Consider the following 26433-nt stretch of genomic DNA (forward strand, 5'->3'; position numbering starts at 1 on the left):
GTGGCACGGTGAGCGACCAGGAAGGGCTCGCGCCCGAGCATCAGGTGGAGCCCCCGGCGACGCTGGCAGCGGCCATCGACGCGCTGTGGGGCCGGCTGCGTCTGGTCGTGGTCGACCTGGAGACCGTGACATCGGCCGACAGCACCCGCGCCATCGAGATCGCGATGGTCACCTGCCGCGGCGGACGCCGGACGTCCTCGTGGGACCACCGGGTCAACCCCGGCGTCCCCGTAGACGACTTCTCGTTCCGCATCCACGGCATCACCGACGACGACCTCGCCGACGAGGGACCGTTCGAGACCGTCGCCGAAGCCGTACTCCGACGGCTGCGCGGCACCGACGGCGAGACGGTGATCGTGGTCGCACACAACGCCGGCTACGACGTCGGCGTCCTGCGTCACGAGCTGCGCCTCATCGGCCGCGAACTGCCCGACCTTCCAGTCCTCGACACCGCCCGCCTCGCGCGCGTCCGAGACCTGAACGTCCGCGCTGCGGGCGGCAAGCTCGAGGACGTCATCGCAGCGCTCGGTGTGCACAACGTCGCACCGCACACCGCCCGTGGGGACGCCGAAGCGACCGCGGACGCGGTCATCGTCATGCTCGAGCGCGCCGCCGCGGCGGGCCTGACCGACCTCGACACGCTGCTCGCGGCCGCGAAGTCGGCCCGCACAGCCACGCTGCGGTCCACGGCCCGCAAGAAGCGCCCCGAGGAGGTCCTCGAGGCCGAGGTGGACCTGCCCGAGGAGCACACCGCCGGCCACGCCGTCGTCCTGGCCAGCACGGACCCGGCCGAGATCCGCGCGTGGCAGATCGGCCTCGAGTGGTGCGCACGGCTCCGGTGCCCGTACACCCCCGACCGGGTCCTTGCCGCGGAGCTCGAAGCCCACCAGGTCCGTGCCGCGGTCGAACCGCTCCTGCTCGACGCCTGCACCGCCGGCGACGCACCCGCCGCTGCCACGCTCCTCGGGTCCCTGCTGCCGTTCCTGGAGCAGCTCCCGGGCCGTGTGGCGGCGCTGCGGTGGCACGACGACTGGCGCGGTCACCTCGACCCGCTGGGCCGCTGCTCGCGGGCGCTCGGGGAGGTCGCGTGCCCGGACTGCCGGGCCTGGCGTCCGTGCCCGCTCGACTCGTGGTTCGACCACCTCGCGGCCGCCGCTCGCGGACCCGTGGCGCGAGGCAACCGGCTGACGTTCCTCCGCCTCAACGGCGAGAACCTGGGTGCCGGGGTGTTTACCACCTGGGCCGCCGACGGCCGGATGCGCCTGGCGGAGGCGACCGCGTGGCTGGTCTACCAGGAGCACCGCGCCGCCGGACAGGACGGCTCAGCGCAGATGTTCGCCCGCTACGCCCACCTCGCCGGCGGCCGGCAGCCACGCCTCGTCGCCGCCTACGCCACCCTGCTCGCAGCCCCAGGCGGGGAGGACGCACTCGTGCGCGCGATCACGGTCTGCGACGAGGCGACCTCCCTGCGCTCGGGGAACACGGCCGACGGATGGGCCGAGCTACGCGCCAAGCGCGGCCAGCTCGCCGGACGCCTCACCCGGCTGCAGGGTCGCCTGGCCACCGAGCTCGACGAAGACGGCAACCCCGTCCCGGTCCGACGCCACCACCCCGAGCAGCCGCGTCGAGTCCGCGGCCGCCGGTTCAGCCTCGACGACTAGCCCGGGCCGGCCGGCCCAGGTGGCGGTCACCGCGGTAGGCGTCCCGGCTAGTCGTCGTCATCGTCGTCTTCGACGAGTTCGCCCTCCCACGCCTCGCGGCCCTCGTGGATCGCGAACGCGGCGATGACGAACCCGGCGACCGGGTCGAGCCAGCCGGCGCCGGTGAGCTCGAACAGTCCGATGCCGGCCAGCGTCGAGATGCTGAGCAGGACGCAGATCCGGGTCTCGGCAGCGTCGGCAAGGATGAGCGGGTCGCCGCCCAGGGCTACCCCGACCCGCTTCTTCGCCGCGGCCAGGATCGGCATCACGACCACCGAGGCGGCCAGCAGGACCATCGCGATCACCGACCGGTCGGGTTCCTCGTCGTCGAGGAGGCTGCGGACACCCTCGAAGGTGACGTAGGCGGCCAGGATGAAGAACGTCACCGCCACCAGCTTCAGCGTCCGCCGCTCCTTGGCCTCGTCTGCCTCACCGTGACGCAGCCGCGCAGCCAGGCGCAGCCCGACCAGGACCGCAGCGATGGACTCGATGCCGGAGTCGATGCCGAACCCGACGACCGACACGAGGCCGGCCAGGAGCCCGACCGTGACCGCGACCACGCCCTCGACGACGTTGTAGGCCACCGTCAGCTGCGCGAGCCGCAGCCCGCGGCGCGTCAACCGCTCCGTCTCAGCGTCGGTCAGCGCCGCGGAGGTGTGAGTGGGCGCTTCGGGTCCAGGGTGGGTCATCAGTTGTCCTTCGAGGAGTTCGCGGCGGTTCCGTAGGTGTGGCACAGGGTGACGGCGTCACCGGTGGCCGCAAGCAGCCCCTCGGCGGCCCGCAGCAGCGCGAGCGTCTGGTCGGGGTGGGTCAGCGAGTACAGCGAGGACCGCCCCTGAGGCCGCACCTGAACGACGCGGCACTCGACCAAACACGCGAGATGGCCGCTGATCGTTGACTGGGCCAGGCCCAGGTGCCGGGTCAGGTCCACGACCCGGTGCTCACCTGTCAGCAGGTGCTGCACGATGGCGAGCCGGGACCGGTCGCTGAACCCGCGGAACAAGCAGCTCGCAGCGTCGAGACCCACAAGGTCCGCAGTCGGGGCATCGTCGATCACAGGTGTCATCGTCACCGACCGATGCTAACTGGCACGGTGCCCGCCAGTCCACCCGTGTCGCTACCGGGCTGGACCGAAGCGCTCGGTGTCTTGGCGTCACCACCCGACCGACCGCGTCGAGTTCGCGACCGCCGGTTCGGCATCGGCAGTTCGTGACAGCATCGGGCCATGGAACCCACCAGCGAGCGCTGCGCTTGCTGCGGCCGCACCAAGCCGCGCAAGGCGCTCCACGCCCTGGGAGAGGGCGTCTACATCTGCCGGCGGTGCGGGCTGTGGGTGGCGCTGCGGCGTAGGGGCGACGACCAGGACGACAGCTAGGGCGTGGCTGCGCCGCGCACCGCTTCGCGCAGTGCCGACAGCGTCGGCACTCCACCCAAGCCCGCGGGCGTGCGGTACATGCGACAGGTGAGCCCGACCGAGGAGCCCGGCTCGGCGAACGGATCTTGACCGTCGAGCAGGAACGTCGGTGAGCCGACGAACCCGCGCGCCTCGGCCTGGGCGTCGCTGCTCACCACGGTGGTGATGACGCGGCCCTGCACGCCGAGCTCGTCGAGGACGGCCTGGACCATCTCGCTGGCCGTGCCCGCGTGGGGGCAGTCCGGCACGAGAAGCAGCTCCACGTCCAGGACCGCAGCTGCAGCAGAAGGTGTCACCCACCGAACGTAGCCGCCGGGCCCGCCCACGACACGCCGCTGACTCCGGGGTGCGGGCGCCCACCTACCGCTGCGTTCACGCTGAGCGCAGCTCGTAGGTCAGCAGGTGCGACGATCAGCCGAGGCGGGTTTTACTCATCTGTCACACCTTGCTGCCGAACTCATCAGCCGCTGAGCGCGAGCGCACCGCCCGCGTGCACCGCGAGCATGGCGTCGACCGAGCGCTGCCAGCCGAACTGCTCGGCGCGCAGCCGGGCACCGCGCTCGCGCACCTCACGTGGACACGCCCCGAGGTCGAGCACGGCGTCGGCCAGCGCCTCGGGGTCAGCAGCGCCCCACGCACCGGAGCCGGCGTCGACGAGCTCACGGGCGCCGCCGACGTCGGCGGTCACCACGGGCGTGCCGCACGCCAGCGCCTCCAGCACGGCCAGCCCGAAGGTCTCGCCCGGGCACACCGACAGCGCGACGTCGGCCGCCGAGACCAGGGCCGCCACGCGGGAGCGGTCGCCGACGTGGCCGTGGAAGGTCGCCGACGCCTCGCCGACGGCCTCCTCGACCAGTGCGCGGTGCGGGCCGTCGCCCACCACGTCGAGGTGCACGGGCACGCCGCGTCGGTGCAGCGCCGCGGCGGTGGCGGCGGCCAGCTGCGGGCTCTTCTCGCGCGACAGCCGCCCGAGGTGCACCAGCCGGAGCAGCCCGTCGTGGGGCCGCGGCGGCCGCGGCGCGAAGGTCCCGAGGTCGACGCCCAGCGGCACCGTCGTCACCGGCGTGCCCTGCGCCGCCGCGGGCGCGGCGAACTCGCCGTGGGCGAAGCGCGACGTCACCACCACCACGTCCGCCCGTCGCAGGAGCACCTGGTTGAGGGCCGCGACCGAGCCGTCGACCCCGGCCGTCAACCCCGTCCGCAGCCGCAGCATCGCGTCGAGGCGCTCGTGGGAGAACAGCACGCACCGGGTGCCGGTACGCCGAGCCCACCGTGAGACCGGCAGCAGGCTCAGCTTGTCGCACACCTCCACCGAGTCGGGCGCGAAGTCGTCGAGCACCGCCGTCACCCGCCACGGGTCGACGATCAGCCGGTAGCCCCCGCCCACCCGCGGCGCGCGCAGCCGCACGACCGTGCCGTCGGGACCGTCGCGCACCTCGTCGGTGGCGCCCGGCACCACCAGCAGCCGGCGCGCACCCGAGGCGGCGTACCCCCGCCCGAGGGCCTCGACGGCCGTGCGCATGCCACCGGAGGTGGGCCCCACGAAGTTGGCGACCTGGGCGATCCTCACCCGGTCACGGTGCCCGGGGCGGGTGGACGCCCGGTGGCGCCCCCGCGTCCTGCGGGTGCAGCCTCGCTGTCAGGTCTCGGTCGTCGCGGGTGGCTGCGCGGGACCCGTTCCTGACGACGGGCTGCGGATTACCCGCCCAGGCGGGTAATCCGCGCGTGGCTGTCAGGATCGGGTCGTCCAGCACCGGGTCCGACGACCCGTTCCTGACATCGAGGTCAGGAGTCGACGGCGGCGACGCGACGACGGCCGCCGGGGATGCGGTTGGCGAGGTCGCTGAGCGGGCCGACGGTGACGCCGATCGACTCGATCGCCTCGTGCAGCTGCGGGAGCACGTCGACGAGCTCCTCGAGCCGGGGGTGCACCTCGGCGAGGATCGGGCCGAGCGCCACGAGCTGGTCGAGGGTGCCGCCGTCGGCGACGAGCTTCTCGACGAAGCCGCGGTCCTCGAGCAGGCGCTCGACCAGGCCGCCCTCGGCGAGCACCGTCTCGAGCACCCCGCCCTCGCGGGTGAGCCGGTCGAGCGGGCCGTCGGTGGCGACCAGGCGCTCCAGCGGGCCGTCCTCCACGAGCAGCCGGTCGAGGGCCCCGCCCTGGGCGAGCAGCCGCTCGATGGCACCGCCGTCGCTGAGCAGCCGGGTCAGCGGGCCGTCCTCGCCGAGCACGCGGTCGAGGATGCCGCCCGGCGCGAGCGCCCGTCCGAGCGGACGGTCGGGGGCGGCGGCCCTCGACAGGGCGGCGACGCGGCCCAGCGGGCTCTCGGGGTCGCGCGACATCGCGTCGAGCTTGCCGATCATGCCGTCCTCGCCCAGCAGTGCGCCGAGCTGGTCGGCCCACCCCCCGCGGCGGCGTACGGCGCCCTCGGGCGCGAGCAGCTCACCGGCACCGATGGTGATCCGGACGGCCGCGACGCCGAGGTGCACGGGCAGCGCGGCCAGACCGACGGCGACGTGGGCCACCTGCTGGGTCAGCGGGCCGCGGGGCGTGGTCACGGCGGCGGGAGCGGTCGAGGTGCTCATCACGAAGGAGGGTAGACCTCGTGCTCCCGCCGCCGCAGCGACTCAGGAGGCCAGGCTGGCGACGTCGATGACGGCGCGGTAGCGCACGTCGCCGTGGACGACCTTGTCGTAGTAGTCGTCGACCTGGTCGGCCGTGATCACCTCGACGGTCGCGGTAATGCCGTGCTCGGCGCAGAAGTCGAGCATCTCCTGGGTCTCGGGCAGGCCGCCGACCATCGAGCCCTCGATGGCACGACGGAAGGGCAGCAGCGAGAAGGCGCCGACCTCGAGGTTGTCGCTCGGCGCACCGAGGTTGACCATGACGCCGCCGCGGCCGAGCAGACCCATGAAGGAGTCGAGCGGGATGCCGTCGCCGACGGTGTTGACGAGCAGGTCGTACTGGCCGGCCAGCTGGTCGAAGACCGACTCGTCCTCGGTGGCGTAGTAGCCGGAGGCGCCGAAGGACAGGCCGTCCTCCTTCTTGGCGTCCGAGCGCGAGAGCACGTCGACCTCGGCACCCATGGCCGCGGCGATCTTGACCGCGACGTGGCCGAGGCCGCCCATGCCGATGACGCCCACCTTCTTGCCCGGGCCGGCACCGTGGCGCTTGAGCGGGTTGTAGGTCGTGATGCCGGCGCACAGCAGCGGCGTGGTGGCGGCGTGGTCGACGCCGTCGGGGATGCGCACCACGAAGTGGTCGCGCACGACGACCTGCTGACTGTAGCCGCCGTTCATCGGCTCGCCGTCGTAGCCCTTGGCGTTGTAGGTCTGCACGACCCCCTTGCTGCAGAACTGCTCCTCGCCGTCCTTGCAGGCCTCGCACTCGAGGCAGGAGTCGACGAAGCAACCCACGCCCACGGTGTCGCCGACCTGGTGGGTGGTGACCTCGTCACCGACCTCGACGACCTTCCCGAGGATCTCGTGGCCGGGGACCATGGGGAACTTCTCGCCGCCCCACTCGCCGCGGGCCTGGTGGATGTCGGAGTGGCAGATGCCGGCGTACTCGATCTCGATCCGGACGTCGTTGTCCCGCAGGTCGCGGCGCTCGATCTGGGTGGTCTCGAAGCCGGCGCCGGCCTTGGGGGTGGACAGGGCGGAGACGGTGGTGGTCACGTGACCTCTTCCTGGGTTCGCGGTTCGGTTGTGCACGTCGATTTCGCGTACCCCGGTCGACGGGCCACATGCGACGTTTCGCCGCGGTCCGGGAGGGGCAGGGTGACCGTCGTCACCAGCACCTGGAGGTCCCGTGCGCCGTCGTCTCGCCGCCACCGTCGTCAGCCTCGTCGCCGCGGCGGGCTTCGCCGTACCGCCCAGCACCGCGTCGGCCACCGACCGGGAGGACCCGCTGCAGTACGTCGCCCTGGGCGACTCCTACAGCGCCGCGTCCGGCGTGCTGCCGCTCGACCCGGCGGCCTCGCCCCTGTGCCTGCGCTCGACGCGCAACTACCCCCACGTCCTGGCCGCCACCACGGGCGCCGCGCTGCGTGACGTCACCTGCGGGGCGGCGGAGACCGGCGACTACTTCGCGCCGCAGTACCCCGGCGTGCCCGCCCAGCTGAAGGCGCTGTCGGCCGACACCGATCTCGTGACGATGACCATCGGCGGCAACGACAGCGGCGTCTTCATCGGCGCCATCACCAAGTGCGGCACCGCCGGCCTGACCACCCTCGGCCGCGGCAACCCGTGCCAACGCCGCTACGGCTCGTCGTTCGAGGACACCGTGCGCAACGTGACGTACCCCTCGCTCGTGCGCGCGCTGCAGGCCACGCGCGAGGCGGCGCCGAACGCCCGGGTGGCGATCCTCGGCTACCCCTGGATCGTGCCGGCCAGCGGCAGCTGCTACCCGCAGCTCCCGGTCGCCCGAGGCGACGTGCCCTACCTCCGCTCCCTGCAGACCACCCTCAACGACGCCGTCCGACGCGCCGCCGAGGCCACCGGGTCGACGTACGTCGACATGGCCGCGGTCAGCGAGGGCAAGGACGCCTGCCAGTCGGTGCTCACCCGCTGGGTGGAGCCGGTCGTCGGCACCACCAACGCGGTCGTCGTGCACCCCAACGCCCGCGGCGAGAGCGGGATGGCCGAGCAGACCGAGGCGGTCCTCGGGCTCGGCTGAGCCTCTAGTGTCGGTCGGGTGATCTCCGGCAGGTACACCCGTGTGCGACCGATCGGCCGCGGCGGCACCGGCAGCGTCTGGCTCGGCCGCGACGAGGCGCTCGGGCGCGACGTCGCGCTCAAGCGCATCGGGGTGCTGCCGGGCGGCGAGGAGACCGACCTCGCCCGCGCCGAGCGGGAGGCGCAGCTCGCCGCGCGGCTGCACCACCCCCACGTGGTGACGGTGCTCGACGTGGTCACCGACGAGGAGACCGACACCCGCTGGCTGGTCATGGAGCACGTCGAGGGGCGCGACCTCGGCGCCGTCGTCCGAGACGACGGCCCGCTGGCGCCCGAGGAGGCCGCCCGGCTGCTCGGCCAGGTCGCCGACGCCCTGGTCGCCGCCCACGAGGTCGGCATGGTGCACCGCGACGTCAAGCCGTCCAACGTGCTCGTCGACGCGAGCGGCGAGGCCAAGCTCACCGACTTCGGCATCGCCCGGCTGGTCGACGACCCCTCGCTGACGCAGACCGGCCTGGTCGTCGGCTCCCCGGCGTACCTCGCCCCCGAGGTCGCGCGCGGCTCGCGGGGCGACGAGCGGGTCGACGCGTGGTCGTGGGGCGCGACGCTGTTCCACGTGCTCAGCGGCCAGGCGCCGTACCAGGGCGGCGAGACGATGGGCACGCTCTACCGCCTCGTCAACGAGCCCGCCCCGCGCCTGACCGAGGCCGGGCCCCTGGCACCCGTGCTCGCCGGTGCGATGACCAAGGACCCCGACCGGCGCTGGAGCATGGTGCAGGTCCGCGACTTCCTGCGCGACGGCACGGTGCCGGCCGACCTGCCGGACGACCCCGACGCCACCCGCGCGGTGCCCGTGGTGCCGCCCGAGCCGGCGACGACCCCGCTGACCGTGACCGGTCCGGCCGCCGACGTGGCGGTCCCGGTGGCCGCGCCCGAGCCCTCCCCCAGGCGGGACGACCGTCGGCGCCTCGCCGCGCTGGTGGTCGCCGCGCTCGTGCTCGTCGCCGGCGCCGTGTGGCTGGTGCTGCGCCTCGACGCCGGCGACACCTCCGCCCCGGCAGCCGGCAGCCCCTCGGCCTCGGCCGGCCCGGCCGCCGAGCCGACCGCCGAGGGCATGGAGCGGTTCGTCAGCGACTACGTCGCCGCCACCGGCGACGACCCGGCGCGCTCGTGGGAGATGCTCACCGACAAGTTCCAGCGCGAGAGCGGCGGCTTCGAGACGTACGCCGAGTTCTGGGGCCCCGCCAGCAACGGCCGCGTCACCGACGTCGTCTCGGCCGACCCCGACACGCTGCGCATCGCCTACCAGGTGCGCTTCGACACCTGGGACAACGGCCCCGGCCCGACGAGGCTGCAGCTCGCCTTCGACCCCGAGACCGACACCTACAAGATCGACGGCGAGACCTCCGCCGGTTTCGTCCCCGCCGGCTGACGGCTCACCCCCTCCTCCTCGCACGCGCCGCCGTCAGCGCGAAGGCAACGGCGAGGACGAGCAGCCCGCCCGCGACGAGCACGTCGGTCGAGGTGGAGAAGTCCTGCGAGACGGACCCGTCGTGCTTGTGCATCGCGCTCACCACGCTGCCGGCGGCGAGGACGAGGGCGTTCAACGACAACGAGCCCGGCACCACGATCGTCGCCGAACGGCGGAAGGGACGCGACGTCGCCGCGGCGTCCGCCGCCGCGCCGAGGAGGCCCGTCACGACGGCGAGCACGCCGACCGCCGCCACGAAGGCCAGGTGGTTCTGCGGACCGAGGACGTCGCGGAAGCCGTAGGAGAACAGGAAGGCCACGAAGTACACGGGCGGTCCGGCGACCAGGTTGGAGAGGACCATCACGGCGGTCCCGGTGCGCGAGCGGACGGGAGACGACGGTCGGGCGGTGACAGCGGGCACGGGGGCCTCCAGGTCTCACGCCGCACCCGGCAGGTGCGGTCGTCACCCACGGTGCCTCCGCCCGGAGCCGGCCGCATCCGGGTTCGTACTCAGCTGGCGACCCACCGGACGACGAAGGCCGGCCCCGTGGTGACGGGGCCGGCCTCGGTGCGGTGGCAGGTGCAGGATTCGAACCTGCGTAGGCATAAGCCGACGGATTTACAGTCCGTTTCCATTGGCCGCTCGGACAACCTGCCGGACGCTCGGCACCCCGTAGGGTGGCCGCAGCGGGGACGAGAATAGCGCAGCGCGCTCCGCCCGCCGAATTCGCCCCGACCTGTCTCCCCGACCCCAGGAGGTCCCCCGGCCATGGCCGACTCGTCCTTCGACATCGTGTCCAAGATCGACCGCCAGGAGGTCGACAACGCCCTCTCGCAGGCCGCCCGCGAGATCACCCAGCGCTTCGACTTCAAGGGCACCGGAGCCGAGATCAGGTGGGCCGGCGAGAACGCCGTCGAGATCTCCGCGAGCTCCGACGACCGCGCCTCCGCCGTGCTCGACGTGTTCAAGGACAAGCTCGTCAAGCGCCAGCAGTCGCTGAAGATCCTCGACGCCTCCGAGCCGCGCCAGTCGGGCCAGCAGTCCAAGATCGGCATCGCGCTCAAGGAGGGCATCAGCTCCGAGGACGCCAAGAAGATCGGCAAGCTGATCCGCGACGAGGGCCCCAAGGGCGTCAAGGTCCAGGTCCAGGGCGACGAGCTGCGCGTCAGCAGCAAGAAGCGCGACGACCTCCAGGCCGTGCAGCAGCTGGTCAAGGCGCAGGACTACGACTTCGCGGTGCAGTTCACCAACTACCGCTGAGACGCTCCGGGTGCGCCGACGGGCGTTGGGCACCGGAGAGGACATGACCGACACGAGCGTGACCGTCCAGCGCACCATCGACGCCTCCACCACCGAGGTCTTCGACGTGCTCTCCAACCCGCACCGACACCCCGAGCTCGACGGCTCGGGCTTCGTGCGCAGCCTCGAGCGCGGCGACCGGATCGAGAAGAGCGGCCAGCAGTTCCGGATGAACATGTCCGGCGACCACATGGGCGGCGAGTACCAGACCGACAACCTGGTGACCGGCTTCGACATGAACCACCTCATCGCGTGGCGCACCGCGCCCGCCGGCCAGGAGCCCCCGGGCTGGGAGTGGGTCTGGCGCCTCGAGGACCAGGGCAGCGGCTCGACGCTGGTGACCCTGACCTACGACTGGTCGGCCGTGACCGACCAGGCGCTGCTCGAGAAGATCACCTTCCCGCTGGTCACCGAGCCCCAGCTCGAGGACTCCCTCGGCGCGCTTGCGTCCGCCGTCTCGGGCTGAGTCGGTTCCCGTCCCGCCTGACCTGCGCCATGCGGGGCTCGGCGGCACCGGCTCCTAGGATGAGCCGGTGCTGCCGCCCGTCCCGTCGTACGCCGACGCGCGTTGCCCGCACCCGCTGCGTCGCCACCAGCAGCAGGCCCTCGACGCCGTGCTCGCCGCCCGCGAGGCGGGCAGCACCCGCTGGTGGGTCACGCTGCCGCCCGGGGCCGGCAAGACCCTCGTCGGCACCGAGGTCGCGCGCCTCCTGGGTCGGCGCACCGTCGTGCTCTCGCCCAACACCGCGATCCAGCAGCAGTGGGCCCGCACCTGGGACGCGTACGACGGCCCGCCCGCCGGGCAGCGCCGCGACCTGCGCGAGGGCCTCACGTCGCTGACGTACCAGGCGCTGGCCGTCTTCGACGAGGCCGACGCCGAGGCCGGTGACGGCGAGCCCGAGGGCGCCGGCCCTGGCTCCCAGCTCGAGCGGCTCCACCCCCACGGCCGCGCGCTGGTCGACACCATGCGCGAGGCGGGGCCGCTGCTGCTGGTCCTCGACGAGTGCCACCACCTGCTCGAGGTGTGGGGCGAGCTGGTGCGCGAGGTGCTGGGCGAGCTGCCCGACGCCGTCGTGCTCGGGCTCACCGCGACGCCGCCCGCGTCGCTGAGCCGCGCCCAGGCCGAGCTGGTCGACGACCTGTTCGGGCCGGTGCTGCACGAGGCCCGGATCCCGGCCCTGGTCAAGGACGGCGTGCTCGCGCCGTACGCCGAGCTCGCGTGGGTGGTGCCACCCACCGCCGAGGAGACCGCCTGGCTCGACGAGCAGTCGACGCGCTTCGCCGAGCTGGTCGCCGACCTGTTCCGCCCCGACTTCGGCTCGGTGCCGCTGCCGCAGTGGCTGCGCGAGCGGTTCGTCGACCCGATCGGCGAGACCACCACCTGGCAGGCGCTCGCCGCGCGCGAGCCCGCGCTGACCGACGCGCTGCTGCGCCTCGCGCACGCCGGTCTGGTCGACCTGCCGCCGGGCGCCGTGCCGCAGGAGCGGCACCGCGAGCAGCCCACCGCCGAGGACTGGCGCCTGCTCGTCGACGACTGGCTGCGCGGGTGCGTGCAGCCGCGCGCGGAGGACGAGTCGCGGCCCGCCGAGGAGACGGAGGTCGACCGTCGCGTGCTGCGGGCGGTCGCGCGGGCGCTGCCCGCCATCGGCTACGCGTGGACGTCCCGCGGCGTGCGCACCGGGCGCGGGGTCGTCGACCGGGTGACGGCCCGGTCGCGCGCCAAGGAGCAGGCCGTCACCAGCATCGTCGACGCCGAGCTCGCCGACCTGGGCGACCGGGCCCGGGTGCTGGTGCTGTGCGACCACGAGCGCGCCACCGCCACCTCGTCCGCACGGGTGGCCGACGACGACGGCGTCGCGCCCGAGCCCGCCGGGTCGGCCACGGGGGTCCTCGTGACCCTGCTCGCCGACCCCGTCGCCGCCGGCCTCGACCCCGTGCTCGTCACCGGCCGCACCGTGGCCGGCGGGCGAGCGACGCTCGAGCGCTTCCTGGAGTGGCTCGGCGAGACGCACCCGATGCTCGCCGGCACGATGCGGCTCGAGACCGACGGCGAGGTGCCCCGGCTCGAGGGGTCGTGGACCAGCGGCCAGTGGGTCGGCCACCTGACGCGGTGGTTCACCGAGGGCGGCACCCAGTGCCTGGTCGGCACCCGGGGGCTGCTCGGCGAGGGCTGGGACGCCCCGGCCGTCACCACGCTGATCGACCTCACCACCGTCACCACGCCGACCGCCGTGGTGCAGACCCGCGGGCGGGCGCTGCGTCTCGACCCCGCCCACCCCGAGAAGGTCGCGCAGGTCTGGTCGGTGGTGTGCGTCCACCACGGCCACGCGGCCGGCGCCAACGACTGGCGCCGCTTCACCCGCAAGCACGCCGGCTACCTCGCGGTCGACGAGCACGGCACCGTCGTCGACGGCGTCGCCGGGGTCGACTCCGCGTTCTCCGAGCACCACCCGCCGCCCGCCGACGAGCTCGACGCCGTGGCCGCCCGCATGCTCCGTCGCGCCTCGCAGCGCGACGCGGTCCGCGAGGCCTGGCTCGCCAGCCCCGCCTACACCGACCAGGTCACCCACGTCCTGCGGGTACGCCGCTCCGCCCCCGCGCCGGGCGCCCCGGCCCCGGCCGGCCCGCAGCCGACGTCGGTGCCGTGGAGCGAGCAGCGCCGCCGACGGCCCGGCGCGCGACTTGTTGCCGTACCGCCGGTGGTGGCGCTCGTGCTGGTCGGCGCGCTCGCCCTCCTCGGCGCCCCGCTCGGTCTCGTCGTCGCCGCCGCCGTCGTGCTGCTCGCGCTCGCAGCGGCGGCAGGGCTCGCGCTGTGGGGACGCGCGGCGCTGCGGGGCGCGGCCGAGCACCAGGTCACGCTCCAGCTCGTCGCGTGCGCCGTCGCCGACGGCCTGCGTGCGGCAGGCCTCTCGCCCGTCGGCGCCGACGGCGTCCGGGCCGAGGTGGCCCCCGACGGCCGCGAGACCTACCGCCTCGACGGCGTCCCCGAGGACGTCTCGGCCCGCTTCGCCGAGGCCCTGGCCGAGGTCGTCTCGCCGATGGCCTCCCCGCGCTACGTCGTCGCCCGCTGGGTGACGGCACCGCCCGCCGGCCTCGACGGGCTGGAGCGGGGGTGGCGCGACCGCGGTCGGCAGCAGCCCGACGGCGAGGTCTGGCACACCGTCCCGTCGCTGCTCGCCACCCACCGCTCCAGCGCCGACGCCTTCGCCACCGCCTGGGGGCACTGGGTCGGCGGGGGGCCGGCGACGTACGCCCACACCCCCGTCGGCGCGGGTGTCCTCGCCACCCACCGCGGCCAGGACCCCTTCGCGGTCACCTGCGTGGTGCGGCGGGAGTGGGGTTGAGGCCGCTCAGTTGAGCGGTCGCACCTCGTCGGGCAGCCCGCCGCCGGCGTGGACGTCCTCGACGAGGCGCTGCAGCGCGGTCAGGGCGACCCGCTGGGAGTAGGGGCCGTACGACACCCGCGCGACGCCCAGCTCCTCGAGCCGCGCGAGCGGTGGGACGCCGGGCACGCCGATCAGCGTCAGGCGCTGCGGCCCGAACGCCTCGACGAGCCGCTCGACCTCGCCCTCGTCGACCTTGCCGGGCACGAAGACGCACGGCGCCCCGGCGTCGAGGTAGGCCCGGCCGCGCTCGACCGCGTCGGCCAGGACGTCGTCGCGGGCGCGGTCGCCCGCCCTGACGAGGGCGTCGGTGCGGGCGTTGAGCACGAAGTCGGGCACGCCCTCCGACGCCGCGGCGTCGAGCACGGCCTCGACGTGGCGCACCGCCTCGTCGAGCGGACGCAGCTGGTCCTCGAGGTTGCAGCCGACGACGCCGACCCCGATGGCCTTGCGGACGGTCTCGGCCGGGTCGCCGTACCCGCCCTCCAGGTCGGCGGTCACGGGCAGCGTGGTGCTCGCCACGATCCGGCCGACCGCCTCGACCATGAGGTCGACCGGGATGTTCTCGCCGTCCTCGTAGCCCAGCGACGCCGCGATGGAGTGGCTCGCCGTCGCCAGGGCCGCGGTGCCCGGGGTGTCGGCGACGACCGTGGCGCTGATGCAGTCCCAGACGTTGACGACGGTCAGCAGCGTCGGGTCGGTGTGCAGCCGCAGCAGCTCGGCCGCGGCGTCGGCGGTGGCGTGGTTGTCGTCGGCGGTGGCGCTCATGGGCCGCCAGTTCCCCGTACGGCGGGTGCGGACGCGGGCGGCGTACGGCGGACTGGTGCACCTGTTTCCTCAGTTGTGGGCCGTGATCTCGGGCCACAGGTGACGAATTCCCCGGTCGACCGGGGATTTCGCGCCCGCCTCGAGACGCACCACGGGGCGCCGACCGGGAAGGGTCGGCGCCCCGTGGGGACGAACGGGTGAGGTCAGTGGGTCTCGGCGAGCGCCTCGGCCTCGGCGACGATCTGCTTCTCCTCGTCGCGGTTCTTGCGGTACTGGCCGACCGAGTAGACGACGGCGGCGGCCCAGACGGCGAAGATCACGGCGTAGACGGCGTAGCGGGTGCCGTCGCCGGCGGCGATCCAGTCGCTCTTCATGAGGGTGCGGCTGTTGGTGAGGATGATCAGACCACCGACGGCCGAGCCGAGGACGCGCGGCGGGATGTGACGCACCAGCCAGGCGGCGATCGGCGCGGCGATGACGCCACCGATGAGCAGCGCGAGCGCCCAGGTGTAGTTGACGCCCTGCGAGCCGAGGCCGACCAGGAAGCCGAGGCTGGCGGCGACGGCGATGAGGAACTCGCTGGTGTCGATCGAGCCGATGGTCTTGCGAGGCTCGAGGCGGCCGCTGGCCAGGATGGCGGGGGTGCCCACGGGGCCCCAGCCACCGCCACCCGTGGAGTCGACGAACCCGGCGACGAGGCCGAGAGGCGCCAGGAAGCGCTTGCCCAGCGGCTTGCCGAGGTTGGTCTTGGGCAGGCCGAAGGCGGTGAAGCGGGTGAAGACGTAGACGCCGAGCGCCAAGAGGATCAGCGCCATGACGGGGGCGGCGGTCTCGGTCGACAGCGACGACAGGAAGGTCGCACCGGCGAAGGCGCCGACGGCACCGGGGACGCCGATCTTGAGCACGACGCCCCAGTCGACGTTGCCGAAGCGCCAGTGCGAGATGCCCGAGACGAGCGTGGTGCCGATCTCGGCGAGGTGGACGGTGGCCGACGCGGCAGCGGGGTTCGTGCCGATGGCCAGGAGCAGGGTCGTCGAGGTCACGCCGTAGGCCATGCCGAGGCTGCCGTCGACGAGCTGGGCTCCGAGGCCGACCAGGGCCAGGAGGACGAGAGTGCGCATGCGGGAGCACCGATCAGGAGTCGTTTAAGTGGGCTAAGACGGTGAAGTTAATGAGAACTATGGACTCGCGCAACACGATCCGAGCGGTGGACACGCCGTTCCTAGACCACTGCGCCGCGCCCGGGCCGCGACGGGTGACCGACCTCACGCCGTACGACGGTCTCGCGCTGCGGCGACGGGTCCGCTGCGTCCGAGGCGCGGACTATCGTGGACGGTCGGTGCGTTGCAGCCCCCGGACCGTCCTCGCCGGACGGACCCGACGCCCGCGCCGCAGTCGACCAGAATGAGGGATCCACACGCATGAGCGCCGAGATCAAGCAGCTCGACCGCGTCATCATCCGCTTCGCCGGCGACTCCGGCGACGGCATGCAGCTGACCGGTGACCGGTTCACGCAGGAGTCGGCCGCGTTCGGCAACGACCTGTCGACGCTGCCCAACTTCCCCGCCGAGATCCGCGCGCCCCAGGGCACGCTGCCGGGCGTCTCGTCGTTCCAGGTGCACTTCGCCGACCACGACATCCTCACGCCGGGCGACGCCCCCGACGTGCTGGTGGCGATGAACCCCGCGGCGCTCAAGGCCAACCTGCCCGACATGAAGGCGGGCACCACGGTCATCGTCGACGGCCACGACTTCACCGGCCGCAACCTCACCAAGGCCGGTTACGCCGAGAACCCGCTCGAGGACGGCTCGCTCGACGACTACGCGCTGAGCGTCGTCGACCTGACCGGCATGACCGTCGAGGCGGTCAAGGAGTTCGGCCTGTCGCGCAAGGACGCCAGCCGGGCCAAGAACATGTTCGCCCTCGGTCTGCTGTCGTGGATGTACGGCCGGCCGACCGAGACCACCATCGAGTTCCTCGAGAAGCGCTTCGCCAAGCTGCCGGCGGTGCGCGACGCCAACGTCACCGCCTTCCGCGCCGGCTGGAACTTCGGCGAGACGACCGAGTCGTTCGCCGTGCGCTACGAGATCAAGCCGGCGCCCATGCCGACCGGCACCTACCGCAACATCACCGGCAACCTCGCGCTGGCGTACGGCGTGGTGGCCGGCGGCGTCGCGTCGGGCCTCGAGGTCTTCCTCGGCACCTACCCGATCACCCCGGCGTCCGACATCCTCCACGAGCTGAGCAAGCACAAGCGCTTCGGCGTCACGACCTTCCAGGCCGAGGACGAGATCGCCGGCGTGGGTGCCGCGCTGGGCGCATCGTTCGGCGGTGCGCTCGGCGTCACCAGCACCTCGGGCCCCGGCGTCGCGCTGAAGTCCGAGACCATCGGCCTGGCCGTGATGACCGAGCTGCCGCTCGTGGTGATCGACGTGCAGCGCGGCGGTCCGTCGACCGGCCTGCCGACCAAGACCGAGCAGGCCGACCTGCTGCAGGCGATGTTCGGTCGCAACGGCGAGTCGCCCGTGCCGGTCGTCGCGCCGCAGTCGCCGGGCGACTGCTTCGACGCCGCGGTCGAGGCCGTGCGGATCGCGGTCACCTACCGCACCCCGGTCTTCCTGCTCTCCGACGGCATGCTCGCCAACGGCTCCGAGCCGTGGCACATCCCCGACGTCGACGACCTGCCGGCCATCGACCCGGCCTTCGCCACCGAGACCAACCACGTGACGGTCGGCAAGGACGGCAGCGAGACCGCCGACTTCTGGCCCTACCTGCGCGACGACGACACCCTGGCCCGACCCTGGGCGGTTCCCGGCACGAAGGGCCTCGAGCACCGCATCGGCGGTCTCGAGAAGGGCGACGGCCACGGCAACATCGCCTACGACCCCGGCAACCACGACTACATGGTCCGGATCCGCCAGGCGAAGATCGACCGGATCGCCGACTCGCTGCCCCCGCTCGAGGTCGACGACCCGTCGGGCCGTGCGAAGGTCCTGGTGCTCGGCTGGGGGTCGACGTACGGCCCCATCGGCGCGGCCTGCCGCCGGGTCCGCCGGGCCGGCATGGACGTCGCCCAGGTGCACCTGCGCCACCTCAACCCCTTCCCGAACGACCTCGGCGAGATCGTCAAGGGCTACGACGCCGTGCTGGTGCCCGAGATGAACCTCGGCCAGCTCTCGATGCTCGTCCGGGCCAAGTACCTCGTCGACGCCGTGGGCTACAACCAGGTCCGCGGGCTGCCGCTGAAGGCCGCCGAGCTCGCCGAGGCAATCGGTGACCTGGTGCGCAGCACCGACCCGGAGGCCGCGACCCTCGACGACGTCGCCGAGGCCTCCGCCTCCGACACCCCGACCGCCCCCATCGAGACGAAGGAGTCCGTGCGATGACCGCCGTCGAGCTCCCCTTCCTCGGCACGCAGGGCGTGCCCACCACCGACGAGAAGCAGACCGGCAAGGACTTCACCTCCGACCAGGAGGTGCGCTGGTGCCCCGGCTGCGGCGACTACGCCGTGCTCAAGGCCGTGCAGTCCTTCCTGCCCGACCTCGGCCTGCGCCGGGAGAACATCGTGTTCGTCTCGGGCATCGGATGCTCCTCGCGGTTCCCCTACTACCTCGAGACCTACGGGATGCACTCCATCCACGGTCGCGCCCCGGCGATCGCCACCGGGCTCGCGACGGCGCGCGAGGACCTCTCGGTCTGGGTCGTGACCGGTGACGGCGACGCGCTCTCGATCGGCGGCAACCATCTCGTCCACGCGATGCGGCGCAACGTCAACATGACGATCCTGCTGTTCAACAACCGCATCTACGGCCTGACCAAGGGTCAGTACTCCCCCACCTCCGAGCCCGGCAAGGTCACCAAGTCGACCCCGTCCGGCTCGGTCGACCACCCGTTCAACCCGGTCTCGCTGGCGCTCGGCGCCGAGGCGACCTTCGTGGCCCGCACCATCGACTCCGACCGCAAGCACCTCACCTCGGTGCTCGAGGCCGCCGCCGCCCACCGCGGCACCTCCCTGGTCGAGATCTACCAGAACTGCCCGATCTTCAACGACGGCGCCTTCGACGCCATCAAGTCGCCCGACACCAAGGCCGACGCGATCATCCCGCTCGTCCAGGGAGAGCCGATCCGCTTCGGCGCCGGCGGCTCCAAGGGCCTGGTGCGCACCGCCGGCGGCGGCGTCGAGGTGGTCGACGTGACCCCCGACAACGAGTCGCAGCTCGTCGTCCACGACGCCACCCTCGACGACCCCACGCAGGCCTTCGCCATCAGCAGGCTCACCGACGCGGGCGTCCTGCACCAGTCGCCGATCGGCGTCTTCCGGGCCGTGCCGCGAGCGACGTACGACGACCAGGCGCGCGACCAGCTCCGCACCGCCACCGGCGGCGAGCAGGTCGACCGCAGGGCCGCGCTGTCGCAGCTGCTCAACGGCGCCGACACCTGGACCGTGGCCTGAGCGCCTCGTGACCGCCACGTGACCGCTACCGAGCACCTCGCCGCGCTGCAGCGCACCGGCACCCTGCTCGACGAGGCGCTCGCGCTGTACGACGCCCTCCCGCCCGTCACCGTCGAGCAGGCGCTGGGCGCGTGGGTCGGCAGCGGGCTCGAGACGGGCCACCCGATGGACGGCCTGCTCGAGGCCTACGGCTGGCACGGCAAGCGCTTCGACGCTCCTGACGAGGCGCACCCGCTCGTCTTCGCCGACGACCGTGGCCGGTTCGCGGTCAACCCGGCGCTGGTCCCGATGGGACTCGTCGACCAGCACGGCCCGCGGCTGCGCGGGCCCCGGGTCGCCGCCGTCGCGCGACGCTCGCTGCGAGCCGCCACCACCCGCAAGCCCAGGGCCCGGCTCCGGATGATGGAGCACCGCGGCGTCGTCTCCGCCACGATGTCCTACGACGCCCTGCCCATCAACGACCACTTCCGCCTCGTCGACGACGACACCCTGCTCGGCGTCATGGACCTACGCGCCATGTCCCGGCCGTTCTGCTTCGTCCTGCGTCGCGAGCCCTGAGCCCGCGCGAGCCCTGAGCCCCGCCCGGGCTCGGTGGTCGAGGAGGGTCGACGCCCCGTCCTGCGACGAGGTCCCCGAGCGGGCTCAGGCGGGGGACTCGGCGGCGGCGCGGAGGCGGGCGAGGCCCTTCTCGAAGTCCTTGCCGAGGAGCTTGTCCATCGGCAGGACCTTGCCGACGAGGGCGGCGACGCCGTGCTGCTCGCCGGTCATGCGCCAGGTGACGTGGGTGCCGTCGTCGACCGGGCGCAGCAGGAAGCTGACCGCGCTGCGGCTGCGGAACGGCTTGTCGAACTGCAGGTCGAGGTCGACCTGGTCGGGGCGGTCGCCGGTGACCTCCATGCGGCCCTGGCCGGCCTTGCGGTTGCCCGACCAGGAGTGCCGGGCGCCGACGCCGGAGGGCGGGCCGGAGTACTCCTGCTGCATCGCGGGGTCGAGGTCGGCCCACGGCGACCACTGCTCCCACGCCCGTAGGTCGGCCACGAGGGCGTGCACCCGCTCCGGGCTCGCTCCGACCACCGCGCTGCGCTCGACCTCGTAGCTGCTCATGGCGGCACTCTAGAGCGGCGCGCCGTCGGATGACTGGCAGTTCGCCCCGACGAGCCGACCGCCCCCGCGTGGCTGCTGGACCGCGCCTCGCGAGCTCGTCGAGCTGCCAGTCGCCCGACGAGCGACCGCGCCGGACCCTACGAGCAGTCAGGAGCGTCAGCGGCGTACGCTCCTGACGTGACGGAGCCGCGGAGCGAGAGCAGCAAGGGACTCGCGTACGGCGCGGCGGCGTACGCGATGTGGGGCCTCTTCCCGCTCTACTGGCCGCTGCTCGAGCCCTCGAGGGCGGTCGAGATCCTCGCCCACCGCGTCGCCTGGTCCGTGGTGACCATGGCGGTGCTCGTCGTCGTGCTGCGTCGCACCCGGCAGCTGCGGGCGATCGTCACGACCTCGCGCACGGCCCTGCTGCTGGGGGTCGCAGCAGTCGTCATCTCCTTCAACTGGGGCGGCTTCATCTACGGCGTCAACGCCGGCCGGGTGGTGGAGGTGTCGCTCGGCTACTTCATCAACCCGCTCGTCACCGTGCTGCTCGGCGTCGTGGTGCTCAAGGAGCGGCTGCGCGCCCCGCAGTGGGCGGCGCTGGGGCTGGCCGTCGCGGCCGTGCTCGTGCTGACCGTCGACTACGGCCACCCGCCGTGGGTGGCGCTGCTGCTGGCCGGCTCGTTCGCGACGTACGGCCTGCTGAAGAAGCAGGCCGGGGTGGGGGCGGTCGAGAGCCTGACCTACGAGACCGCGGTGCTGGCGCCGATCGCCGTCGGATACCTCGTCCACCTCGCCGCGGTCGGCGACGGCACCTTCGCCACCGAGGGCGCCGGCCACGCCGTGCTGCTCGCCGGCACCGGGCTGGTGACCGCGGTGCCGCTGATCTGCTTCGGCGCAGCCGCCATCCGGATCTCGCTGGTCGCGATCGGGCTGCTGCAGTACCTCGCCCCGACGATCCAGTTCGTCCTCGGCCTCGTGGTCTTCGACGAGGAGATGACGGCCGTCAAGTGGGTCGGCTTCGTCATGGTGTGGGTGGCACTGGCCGTCTTCACCGGCGAGGCGCTGCGCCACCGTCGCCGACAGCTGCGGCTGATGGCCGACGCGACCCCCCGCTAGCCGCGTGCCTGCTTGGGTCGTGAGGCCGGTGGGGTCCACCATGCAGCGGTGACCGAGCGCATGACCCGCACCGAGGGGGCCCCCGACCGCCGCCACCTGCCCCTCGACGCGGCCGGCCTCCCCGTGCTGCCCGTGCAGCCCCCCGAGGGCGCACCCAACGTCGTGGTGGTCGTGGTCGACGACATGGGCTTCGGCGCCTCCAGCGTCTACGGCGGCCCGTGCCAGATGCCGACCGCCGAGCGGCTCGCCGCCGACGGCCTGCGCTACAGCCGCTTCCACGTGACCGCGCTCTGCTCGCCGACGCGCCAGGCGCTGATGACCGGGCGCAACCACCACTCCGTCGGCATGGGCGTGACGTCCGAGATGGCCACCAGCCACCCCGGCTACCACGGCTTCCGGCCGCTCACCGCCGCGACGCTGGCGCAGGTGCTCAAGGGCAACGGCTGGAGCACGGCCGCCTTCGGCAAGTGGCACCAGACGCCCCCGGTCGAGGTGACCTCGGCGGGACCCTTCACCCGCTGGCCGACCGGCGAGGGCTTCGACACCTTCTACGGCTTCATGGGTGCCGAGATGAACCACTGGTACCCCCAGCTCTACTCCGGCACGACGCCGGTCGAGCCCACCCGCACGCCCGAGGAGGGCTACCACCTCACCGAGGACCTCGTCGACCACGCCGTCGCCTGGGTGCGCAGCCAGCAGTCGCTGACCCCCGACCGGCCGTTCTTCACCTACCTCGCGCTCGGCGCGACCCACGCGCCCTTCCACGTCGCGCCCGAGTGGATCGAGCGCTACGAGGGCCGCTTCGACGCCGGCTGGGACGCCATGCGCGAGGAGATCCTGACCCGCCAGAAGGAGCTGGGCGTCGTACCCCCGGAGACCGTGCTCGGCCCGTGGGCCGACGGCGTGCCGCACTGGGACGAGCTCGACGACGCCGGGCGCCGGGTCGCGATCCGCCTGATGGAGACGTACGCCGGCTTCGCCGAGCACGCCGACCGTCAGGTCGGTCGCCTCGTCGACACCCTCGACGAGCTCGGCGTGCTCGACGACACGATCGTCTACTACCTCCTCGGCGACAACGGCGCCTCCGGCGAGGGCGGCACGGAGGGCACCCTGCGGGAGCACCTCGTCGGTCACGGCATCGCCGACGACGTGGACGACATGGCCGCCCGGCTCGACGAGATCGGCGGCCCGACGACGTACGCCATGTATCCCGTGGGCTGGGCGGTGGCGATGAACACGCCGTACCAGTGGACCAAGCAGGTCGCCTCGCACTTCGGCGGCACCCGCGACGGGCTGGTCGTGCACTGGCCGCGCGGGATCGAGGCGCGTGGCGAGGTGCGCCACCAGTTCCACCACGTCATCGACGTGCTGCCCACCATCTGCGAGGCCGTGGGGGTCCCGCTGCCGGTCACCGTCGACGGCTGGCGCCAGCAGCCGTTCGAGGGCACCTCGATGCAGTACAGCTTCGACGACCCCGAGGCCGATGAGCGGCGCCGCACGCAGTACTTCGAGATGGTCGGCAACCGCGGCATCTACCACGACGGCTGGACCGCCTCGACCCGTCACGGCGTGCCCTGGAAGATGACCGAGGAGCCGCGGCCCTTCGACGACGACACCTGGGAGCTCTACGACACCCGGCACGACTGGGCGCAGTCGCGCGACCTCAGCGCCGACGACCCGTCGCGTCTCGAGGTGCTGCGCTCGCTGTTCCAGGTCGAGGCGACGAGGTACCACGTCTTCCCGCTCGACGACCGCGTCACCGAGCGCGAGAACCCCGAGCTCGCCGGCCGCTACGACCTGCACCACGGCCGCACCCGGATGGTGCTCGGCCCCCACACCGCGCGGCTCAGCGAAGAGGCCGCGCCCAACGTCAAGAACCGCTCCTTCCGGCTCACCGTCGACGTCGACCAGCCGTCCAGCGTCCCGCCGCAGTCGCTCAACGGCGTGCTCGTGGCCCAGGGCGGGCGCTTCGGTGGGTGGTCGCTGTACGCCGTCGACGGGCACCTCCGCTACGCCTACAACCGCTACGGCAAGGACCTCACCGTCATCAACGCCGAGCCGGTGATGTGGCCCGGCGAGCACGAGGTGGTGCTCGACTTCACCTACGACGGCGGGCCGCCCGGCAGCGGTGGGCTCGCCCGGATCCTGCTCGACGGCACCCAGGTCGCCTCCGGCCGCGTCGAGGCCACCACGGCCTACTACTTCGCCTTCGACGAGACCTTCAACGTCGGCATCGACCGCGGCAGCCCCGTCGTCGACGACTACCTCCCGCTGCGCAACGCCTTCACCGCCGAGATCCTCCGCGTCACCGTCGACCTCGCCCCGGGTACGCCGCTGTCCCCCGGCGACGCCGCCCACGTGCGCGCCAGGCAGGCCGACTGAGGCGGGGTCGGGCGCTCCGCGCGCGTTCGCCTGCCGTTCACGCAGGCTCCACCACGTCGTAGGCCGGACTGGGTTGGCTCCTGTCGACCAGCCGCCCGACCCGGAGACGTGATGACCCAGCCCACCCTGCTCCCGCTCCTCCCCGCGCACGCCCAGGGCCCCCACGGCTCGCGCAGCGCGATGACCTGCAAATTCCGCTGCGCCGACGCCTGCTTCCAGCCGATGCCGAACGAGTCCGGCAACCAGGACTTCCACGAGGTGGTCGAGCACGCGCTGCAGCGCCGCTCGCTGCTCAAGGCCGGCGGCGTCGGCCTCGGTGCGCTCGCCGTCACCGGTCTCGCGTCCGGCGCCCCGGCGGCCGCGGCGCCCGTGGCCCCCGTCGAGGCCCGCAGGCCGAAGCCGGGCCGCGGCCGCAGCTCCGACGTCGGCCGTGACTCGTTCGCCGTCGTACCGCCCAACAACATCGACGCCGTCACCTCGCCGCGCGGCTACCGCAGCGACGTCGTCATCAGCTGGGGCGACCCGGTGACGCGCAGGGCCAAGGCGTTCGACGTGAACGCCCAGACGGCCGACACCGCGGCCGAGCAGTTCGGCTACAACAACGACTACGTCGGCGTGCTGCCGCTCAGCCGCAACCGCGCGCTGCTGGTGTGCAACCACGAGTACACCAACGAGAACATCATGTTCCCCACCGGGAAGTACGACGCCGAGACCGTCAAGCAGGTCGCGATGGTCTCGCACGGCATGTCGGTCGTCGAGGTCCAGCGCGGTCGTCGCGCGGGCTCCTGGGTGCAGGTGCCGGTGCGGCGCACGACCCGCAACCGCCGGCTGACCACCCGCACCGCCTTCCGCCTCACCGGCCCGGTCGCCGGCACCGAGCGGGTCACCACCTCGGCCGACCCGAAGGGCCGCACCGTCTACGGCACCCTCAACAACTGCGCCGGCGGTACCACCCCGTGGGGCACGGTGCTGTCGGGCGAGGAGAACTTCAACCAGTACTTCGACGTGGGCAGCGGGCTCGACAGCCGCTACGCCGCGTCGTACGCGCGCTACGGCATCACCGGCACGGGCACCCGCGGCTGGGGCACCGTCGACGAGCGCTTCGACCTGTCGAAGGAGCCGCACGAGCCGTTCCGCTTCGGCTGGATCGTCGAGGTCGACCCCTACGACCCGGGCTCGACCCCGCAGAAGCACACGATGCTGGGCCGCTTCAAGCACGAGGGCGCCAACGTCGCCCTCACCCGGGACGGCCGCGCGGTGGCGTACATGGGTGACGACGAGCGCGGCGACTACATCTACAAGTTCGTCTCGGCCAAGAAGATGAAGCGCGGCAGCTCGCGCGCGGCCCGCCGCCACAACCTGACGCTGCTCCAGACCGGCACGCTGTACGTCGCGAAGTTCACCGGCGACAGCCCGGACGCGGCGCCGTACGACGGCACCGGCCGGTGGATCAAGCTCGCCACCGACAAGCGGTCGTTCGTGCCCGGCATGAGCCTCGCCGACGTGCTGATCGACACCCGGCTCGCGGCCGACACGATGGGCCCGACCAAGATGGACCGGCCCGAGGACGTCGAGCCCAACCCGGTCACGGGCAAGGTGTACGCCGCGCTGACCAACAACTCCGACCGTGGCGTGAAGTACCCGGTCGACGAGGCCAACCCGGTCGGCAGCAGCCGCACCCGCGCCAGCCTCGACGCCGGCCTGGCACCCAAGGCGGGCAACCGCAACGGCTACGTCCTGGAGTGGACGCCCACCCGAGGCGACCACGCCTCGGAGACCTTCACCTGGACGCTGCTGCTCGTCTGCGGCGACCCGAACGCGCCGGAGACCTACTTCTCGGGCTACCCCAAGCAGCTCGTCAGCCCGATCAGCTGCCCCGACAACCTGGCCTTCGACAAGCGGGGCAACGTCTGGGTCTCGACCGACGGCAACCAGCTCGGCTCCAACGACGGCCTCTTCCGGGTGCCGACGCGGGGCTCGCAGCGCGGCCACGTCGAGCAGTTCCTCACGGTGCCCGTGGGCGCCGAGACCTGCGGGCCGCTGATCTCCGACGACCAGCGCTCGGTGTGGGTCGCCGTGCAGCACCCCGGCGAGAAGGACGGCGCCACCTTCGAGACGCCGGCCTCCACCTGGCCCACCGGCGGCTTCCCACGCCCCTCGGTCGTGGTCACCTACCGCGCCTGACGCACCGCGGCCGTCCACAGGGCGGTCCGGGAACACGTTCTCCACAGCCTGGCCGCTCGTCCCGTCGTACGACGGGGCGAGCGGCCACGGTCGTCCCCATGACCTCCCGCCTGCTGCTCCTGCTCGTCCTGCTGCTGCTCCCCGCCCCGGCGCTCGCGGCCGACACCCACGACTCCTTCACCGCCACCGTGCGCGTGCACGACCACGGCCGGTGCCACGTCAGCAAGTCCGACGCCGCCGTCCGCGCGCGGTTGGAGTGCCCCGACGGGTTCGAGCGCTCGCTGCGCCCGTGTCCCCGCCGCGACTCCCCCCGCTGCTTCTGGCACGCCCCCACCCGCGGCGGCACCCGCAGCTTCCTCACCCTCGCCGGCCGCACCCACCACTTCCGCGCCTGACGCCGCTGTCGGGCGCTGGTGGCTTGGGCTCAGCACGGGCAAAGTCACTGGCTCACCAGTGACTTTGCCACTGGACGCGGCAAACAACCGTGGCTCAGCGTCAG

Annotated in this window: 24 protein-coding genes and 1 tRNA gene; 14 read left to right on the plus strand and 11 right to left on the minus strand. The window is 73.1% G+C overall.

Translation table 11 applies throughout. The features are described 5' to 3' along the window. Positions 1–8: 8 nt before the first annotated feature. Positions 9–1661 (plus strand): exonuclease domain-containing protein, encoded by a 1653-nt coding sequence (locus ACYU8I_RS02200; protein WP_460836946.1) that lies wholly within the window; start codon positions 9–11, stop codon positions 1659–1661. A gap of 47 nt (positions 1662–1708) precedes the next feature. Here ACYU8I_RS02200 and ACYU8I_RS02205 read toward each other — a convergent pair whose 3' ends face one another. Then, positions 1709–2389 (minus strand): cation diffusion facilitator family transporter, encoded by a 681-nt coding sequence (locus ACYU8I_RS02205; RefSeq protein WP_460836949.1) that lies wholly within the window; start codon positions 2387–2389, stop codon positions 1709–1711. Continuing rightward, complete coding sequence (locus tag ACYU8I_RS02210) at positions 2389–2766, minus strand: ArsR/SmtB family transcription factor (RefSeq protein WP_460837221.1); 378 nt, start codon at positions 2764–2766, stop codon at positions 2389–2391. Before ACYU8I_RS02210 ends, ACYU8I_RS02205 begins: the two co-directional genes overlap by 1 nt. 159 nt (positions 2767–2925) lie before the next feature. Here ACYU8I_RS02210 and ACYU8I_RS02215 point away from each other — a divergent pair, with 159 nt between their 5' ends. After that, complete coding sequence (locus ACYU8I_RS02215; RefSeq protein ID WP_460836951.1) at positions 2926–3075, plus strand: hypothetical protein; 150 nt, start codon at positions 2926–2928, stop codon at positions 3073–3075. On the opposite strand, the gene ACYU8I_RS02220 is transcribed toward ACYU8I_RS02215, so the two are convergent. The 4 genes from ACYU8I_RS02220 to ACYU8I_RS02235 all read right to left on the minus strand — a co-directional run bounded on the left by ACYU8I_RS02220 (position 3072) and on the right by ACYU8I_RS02235 (position 6792). Further along, positions 3072–3377: a hypothetical protein gene (locus tag ACYU8I_RS02220; RefSeq protein ID WP_460836952.1), complete on the minus strand. Its 306-nt coding sequence runs from the start codon at positions 3375–3377 to the stop codon at positions 3072–3074. The genes ACYU8I_RS02215 and ACYU8I_RS02220 overlap by 4 nt on opposite strands. 197 nt (positions 3378–3574) lie before the next feature. Then, positions 3575–4684, minus strand: a complete 1110-nt coding sequence (locus ACYU8I_RS02225) for a glycosyltransferase (RefSeq protein WP_460836954.1) — start codon at positions 4682–4684, stop codon at positions 3575–3577. Positions 4685–4899: 215 nt separating this feature from the next. Further along, positions 4900–5700, minus strand: coding sequence for a hypothetical protein (locus ACYU8I_RS02230; RefSeq protein ID WP_460836957.1), 801 nt, complete (start codon positions 5698–5700; stop codon positions 4900–4902). 42 nt (positions 5701–5742) lie between these two features. Further along, on the minus strand, positions 5743–6792 hold the full coding sequence (locus ACYU8I_RS02235; protein ID WP_460836961.1) for an NAD(P)-dependent alcohol dehydrogenase: 1050 nt from the start codon (positions 6790–6792) through the stop codon (positions 5743–5745). 133 nt (positions 6793–6925) lie between these two features. Between ACYU8I_RS02235 and ACYU8I_RS02240 the strand changes: the two genes are divergently transcribed. Together ACYU8I_RS02240 and ACYU8I_RS02245 are read left to right on the plus strand one after the other, a co-directional pair. Beyond that, a complete protein-coding gene (locus ACYU8I_RS02240) occupies positions 6926–7792 on the plus strand; it encodes an SGNH/GDSL hydrolase family protein (RefSeq protein ID WP_460836964.1) in 867 nt (288 codons plus the stop codon). Between the two features lie 18 nt (positions 7793–7810). After that, complete coding sequence (locus tag ACYU8I_RS02245; protein WP_460836967.1) at positions 7811–9223, plus strand: serine/threonine-protein kinase; 1413 nt, start codon at positions 7811–7813, stop codon at positions 9221–9223. Between the two features lie 4 nt (positions 9224–9227). Here the strand turns inward: ACYU8I_RS02245 and ACYU8I_RS02250 are convergent, their stop codons facing one another. Both ACYU8I_RS02250 and ACYU8I_RS02255 read right to left on the minus strand, forming a co-directional pair. Next, positions 9228–9683: a hypothetical protein gene (locus tag ACYU8I_RS02250; RefSeq protein ID WP_460836970.1), complete on the minus strand. Its 456-nt coding sequence runs from the start codon at positions 9681–9683 to the stop codon at positions 9228–9230. Positions 9684–9836: 153 nt separating this feature from the next. After that, positions 9837–9919: transfer RNA gene (locus ACYU8I_RS02255), tRNA-Tyr, on the minus strand. A gap of 112 nt (positions 9920–10031) precedes the next feature. Here ACYU8I_RS02255 and ACYU8I_RS02260 point away from each other — a divergent pair. From ACYU8I_RS02260 to ACYU8I_RS02270, 3 genes are all read left to right on the plus strand, one after another. Beyond that, on the plus strand, positions 10032–10523 hold the full coding sequence (locus ACYU8I_RS02260; RefSeq protein ID WP_460836974.1) for a YajQ family cyclic di-GMP-binding protein: 492 nt from the start codon (positions 10032–10034) through the stop codon (positions 10521–10523). 43 nt (positions 10524–10566) lie between these two features. Then, entirely contained in the window at positions 10567–11028 is a 462-nt protein-coding gene (locus tag ACYU8I_RS02265) for an SRPBCC family protein (protein ID WP_460836977.1), read from the plus strand. A gap of 67 nt (positions 11029–11095) precedes the next feature. Next, positions 11096–13906: a DEAD/DEAH box helicase family protein gene (locus tag ACYU8I_RS02270; protein ID WP_460836982.1), complete on the plus strand. Its 2811-nt coding sequence runs from the start codon at positions 11096–11098 to the stop codon at positions 13904–13906. 6 nt (positions 13907–13912) lie between these two features. On the opposite strand, the gene ACYU8I_RS02275 is transcribed toward ACYU8I_RS02270, so the two are convergent. Both ACYU8I_RS02275 and ACYU8I_RS02280 read right to left on the minus strand, forming a co-directional pair. Next, the gene (locus ACYU8I_RS02275; protein WP_460836985.1) at positions 13913–14713 is read right to left on the minus strand and encodes an isocitrate lyase/PEP mutase family protein; all 801 of its coding nucleotides are present in this window, start codon (positions 14711–14713) and stop codon (positions 13913–13915) included. Between the two features lie 203 nt (positions 14714–14916). Beyond that, a complete protein-coding gene (locus ACYU8I_RS02280) occupies positions 14917–15834 on the minus strand; it encodes a sulfite exporter TauE/SafE family protein (RefSeq protein ID WP_460836988.1) in 918 nt (305 codons plus the stop codon). Between the two features lie 300 nt (positions 15835–16134). On the opposite strand from ACYU8I_RS02280, the gene ACYU8I_RS02285 reads away from it, so the two are divergent. Genes ACYU8I_RS02285 through ACYU8I_RS02295 form a run of 3 tightly spaced genes read left to right on the plus strand, consistent with a single transcriptional unit; the run spans position 16135 to position 19724 of the window. Continuing rightward, positions 16135–18099: a 2-oxoacid:acceptor oxidoreductase subunit alpha gene (locus ACYU8I_RS02285; RefSeq protein ID WP_460836993.1), complete on the plus strand. Its 1965-nt coding sequence runs from the start codon at positions 16135–16137 to the stop codon at positions 18097–18099. Beyond that, entirely contained in the window at positions 18096–19166 is a 1071-nt protein-coding gene (locus ACYU8I_RS02290; protein WP_460836995.1) for a 2-oxoacid:ferredoxin oxidoreductase subunit beta, read from the plus strand. The genes ACYU8I_RS02285 and ACYU8I_RS02290 overlap by 4 nt, the downstream gene beginning before the upstream one ends. Before the next feature lie 18 nt (positions 19167–19184). Beyond that, a complete protein-coding gene (locus tag ACYU8I_RS02295; protein ID WP_460836999.1) occupies positions 19185–19724 on the plus strand; it encodes a DUF4334 domain-containing protein in 540 nt (179 codons plus the stop codon). A gap of 84 nt (positions 19725–19808) precedes the next feature. Here ACYU8I_RS02295 and ACYU8I_RS02300 read toward each other — a convergent pair whose 3' ends face one another. Continuing rightward, on the minus strand, positions 19809–20270 hold the full coding sequence (locus ACYU8I_RS02300; protein ID WP_460837000.1) for an SRPBCC family protein: 462 nt from the start codon (positions 20268–20270) through the stop codon (positions 19809–19811). Between the two features lie 177 nt (positions 20271–20447). On the opposite strand from ACYU8I_RS02300, the gene rarD reads away from it, so the two are divergent. From rarD to ACYU8I_RS02320, 4 genes are all read left to right on the plus strand, one after another. Next, positions 20448–21368, plus strand: a complete 921-nt coding sequence (gene rarD, locus ACYU8I_RS02305; protein WP_460837001.1) for an EamA family transporter RarD — start codon at positions 20448–20450, stop codon at positions 21366–21368. 48 nt (positions 21369–21416) lie between these two features. Beyond that, positions 21417–23750, plus strand: a complete 2334-nt coding sequence (locus ACYU8I_RS02310; RefSeq protein ID WP_460837003.1) for an arylsulfatase — start codon at positions 21417–21419, stop codon at positions 23748–23750. 111 nt (positions 23751–23861) lie between these two features. After that, positions 23862–25934 carry a PhoX family protein gene (locus ACYU8I_RS02315; RefSeq protein ID WP_460837005.1) on the plus strand — a complete coding sequence of 691 codons (2073 nt, stop codon included), beginning with the start codon at positions 23862–23864 and terminating at the stop codon, positions 25932–25934. Between the two features lie 98 nt (positions 25935–26032). Next, positions 26033–26329, plus strand: a complete 297-nt coding sequence (locus ACYU8I_RS02320) for a hypothetical protein (RefSeq protein ID WP_460837008.1) — start codon at positions 26033–26035, stop codon at positions 26327–26329. The last annotated feature ends 104 nt before the right edge of the window (positions 26330–26433 follow it).

This window comes from Nocardioides marmoraquaticus (assembly GCF_054777915.1).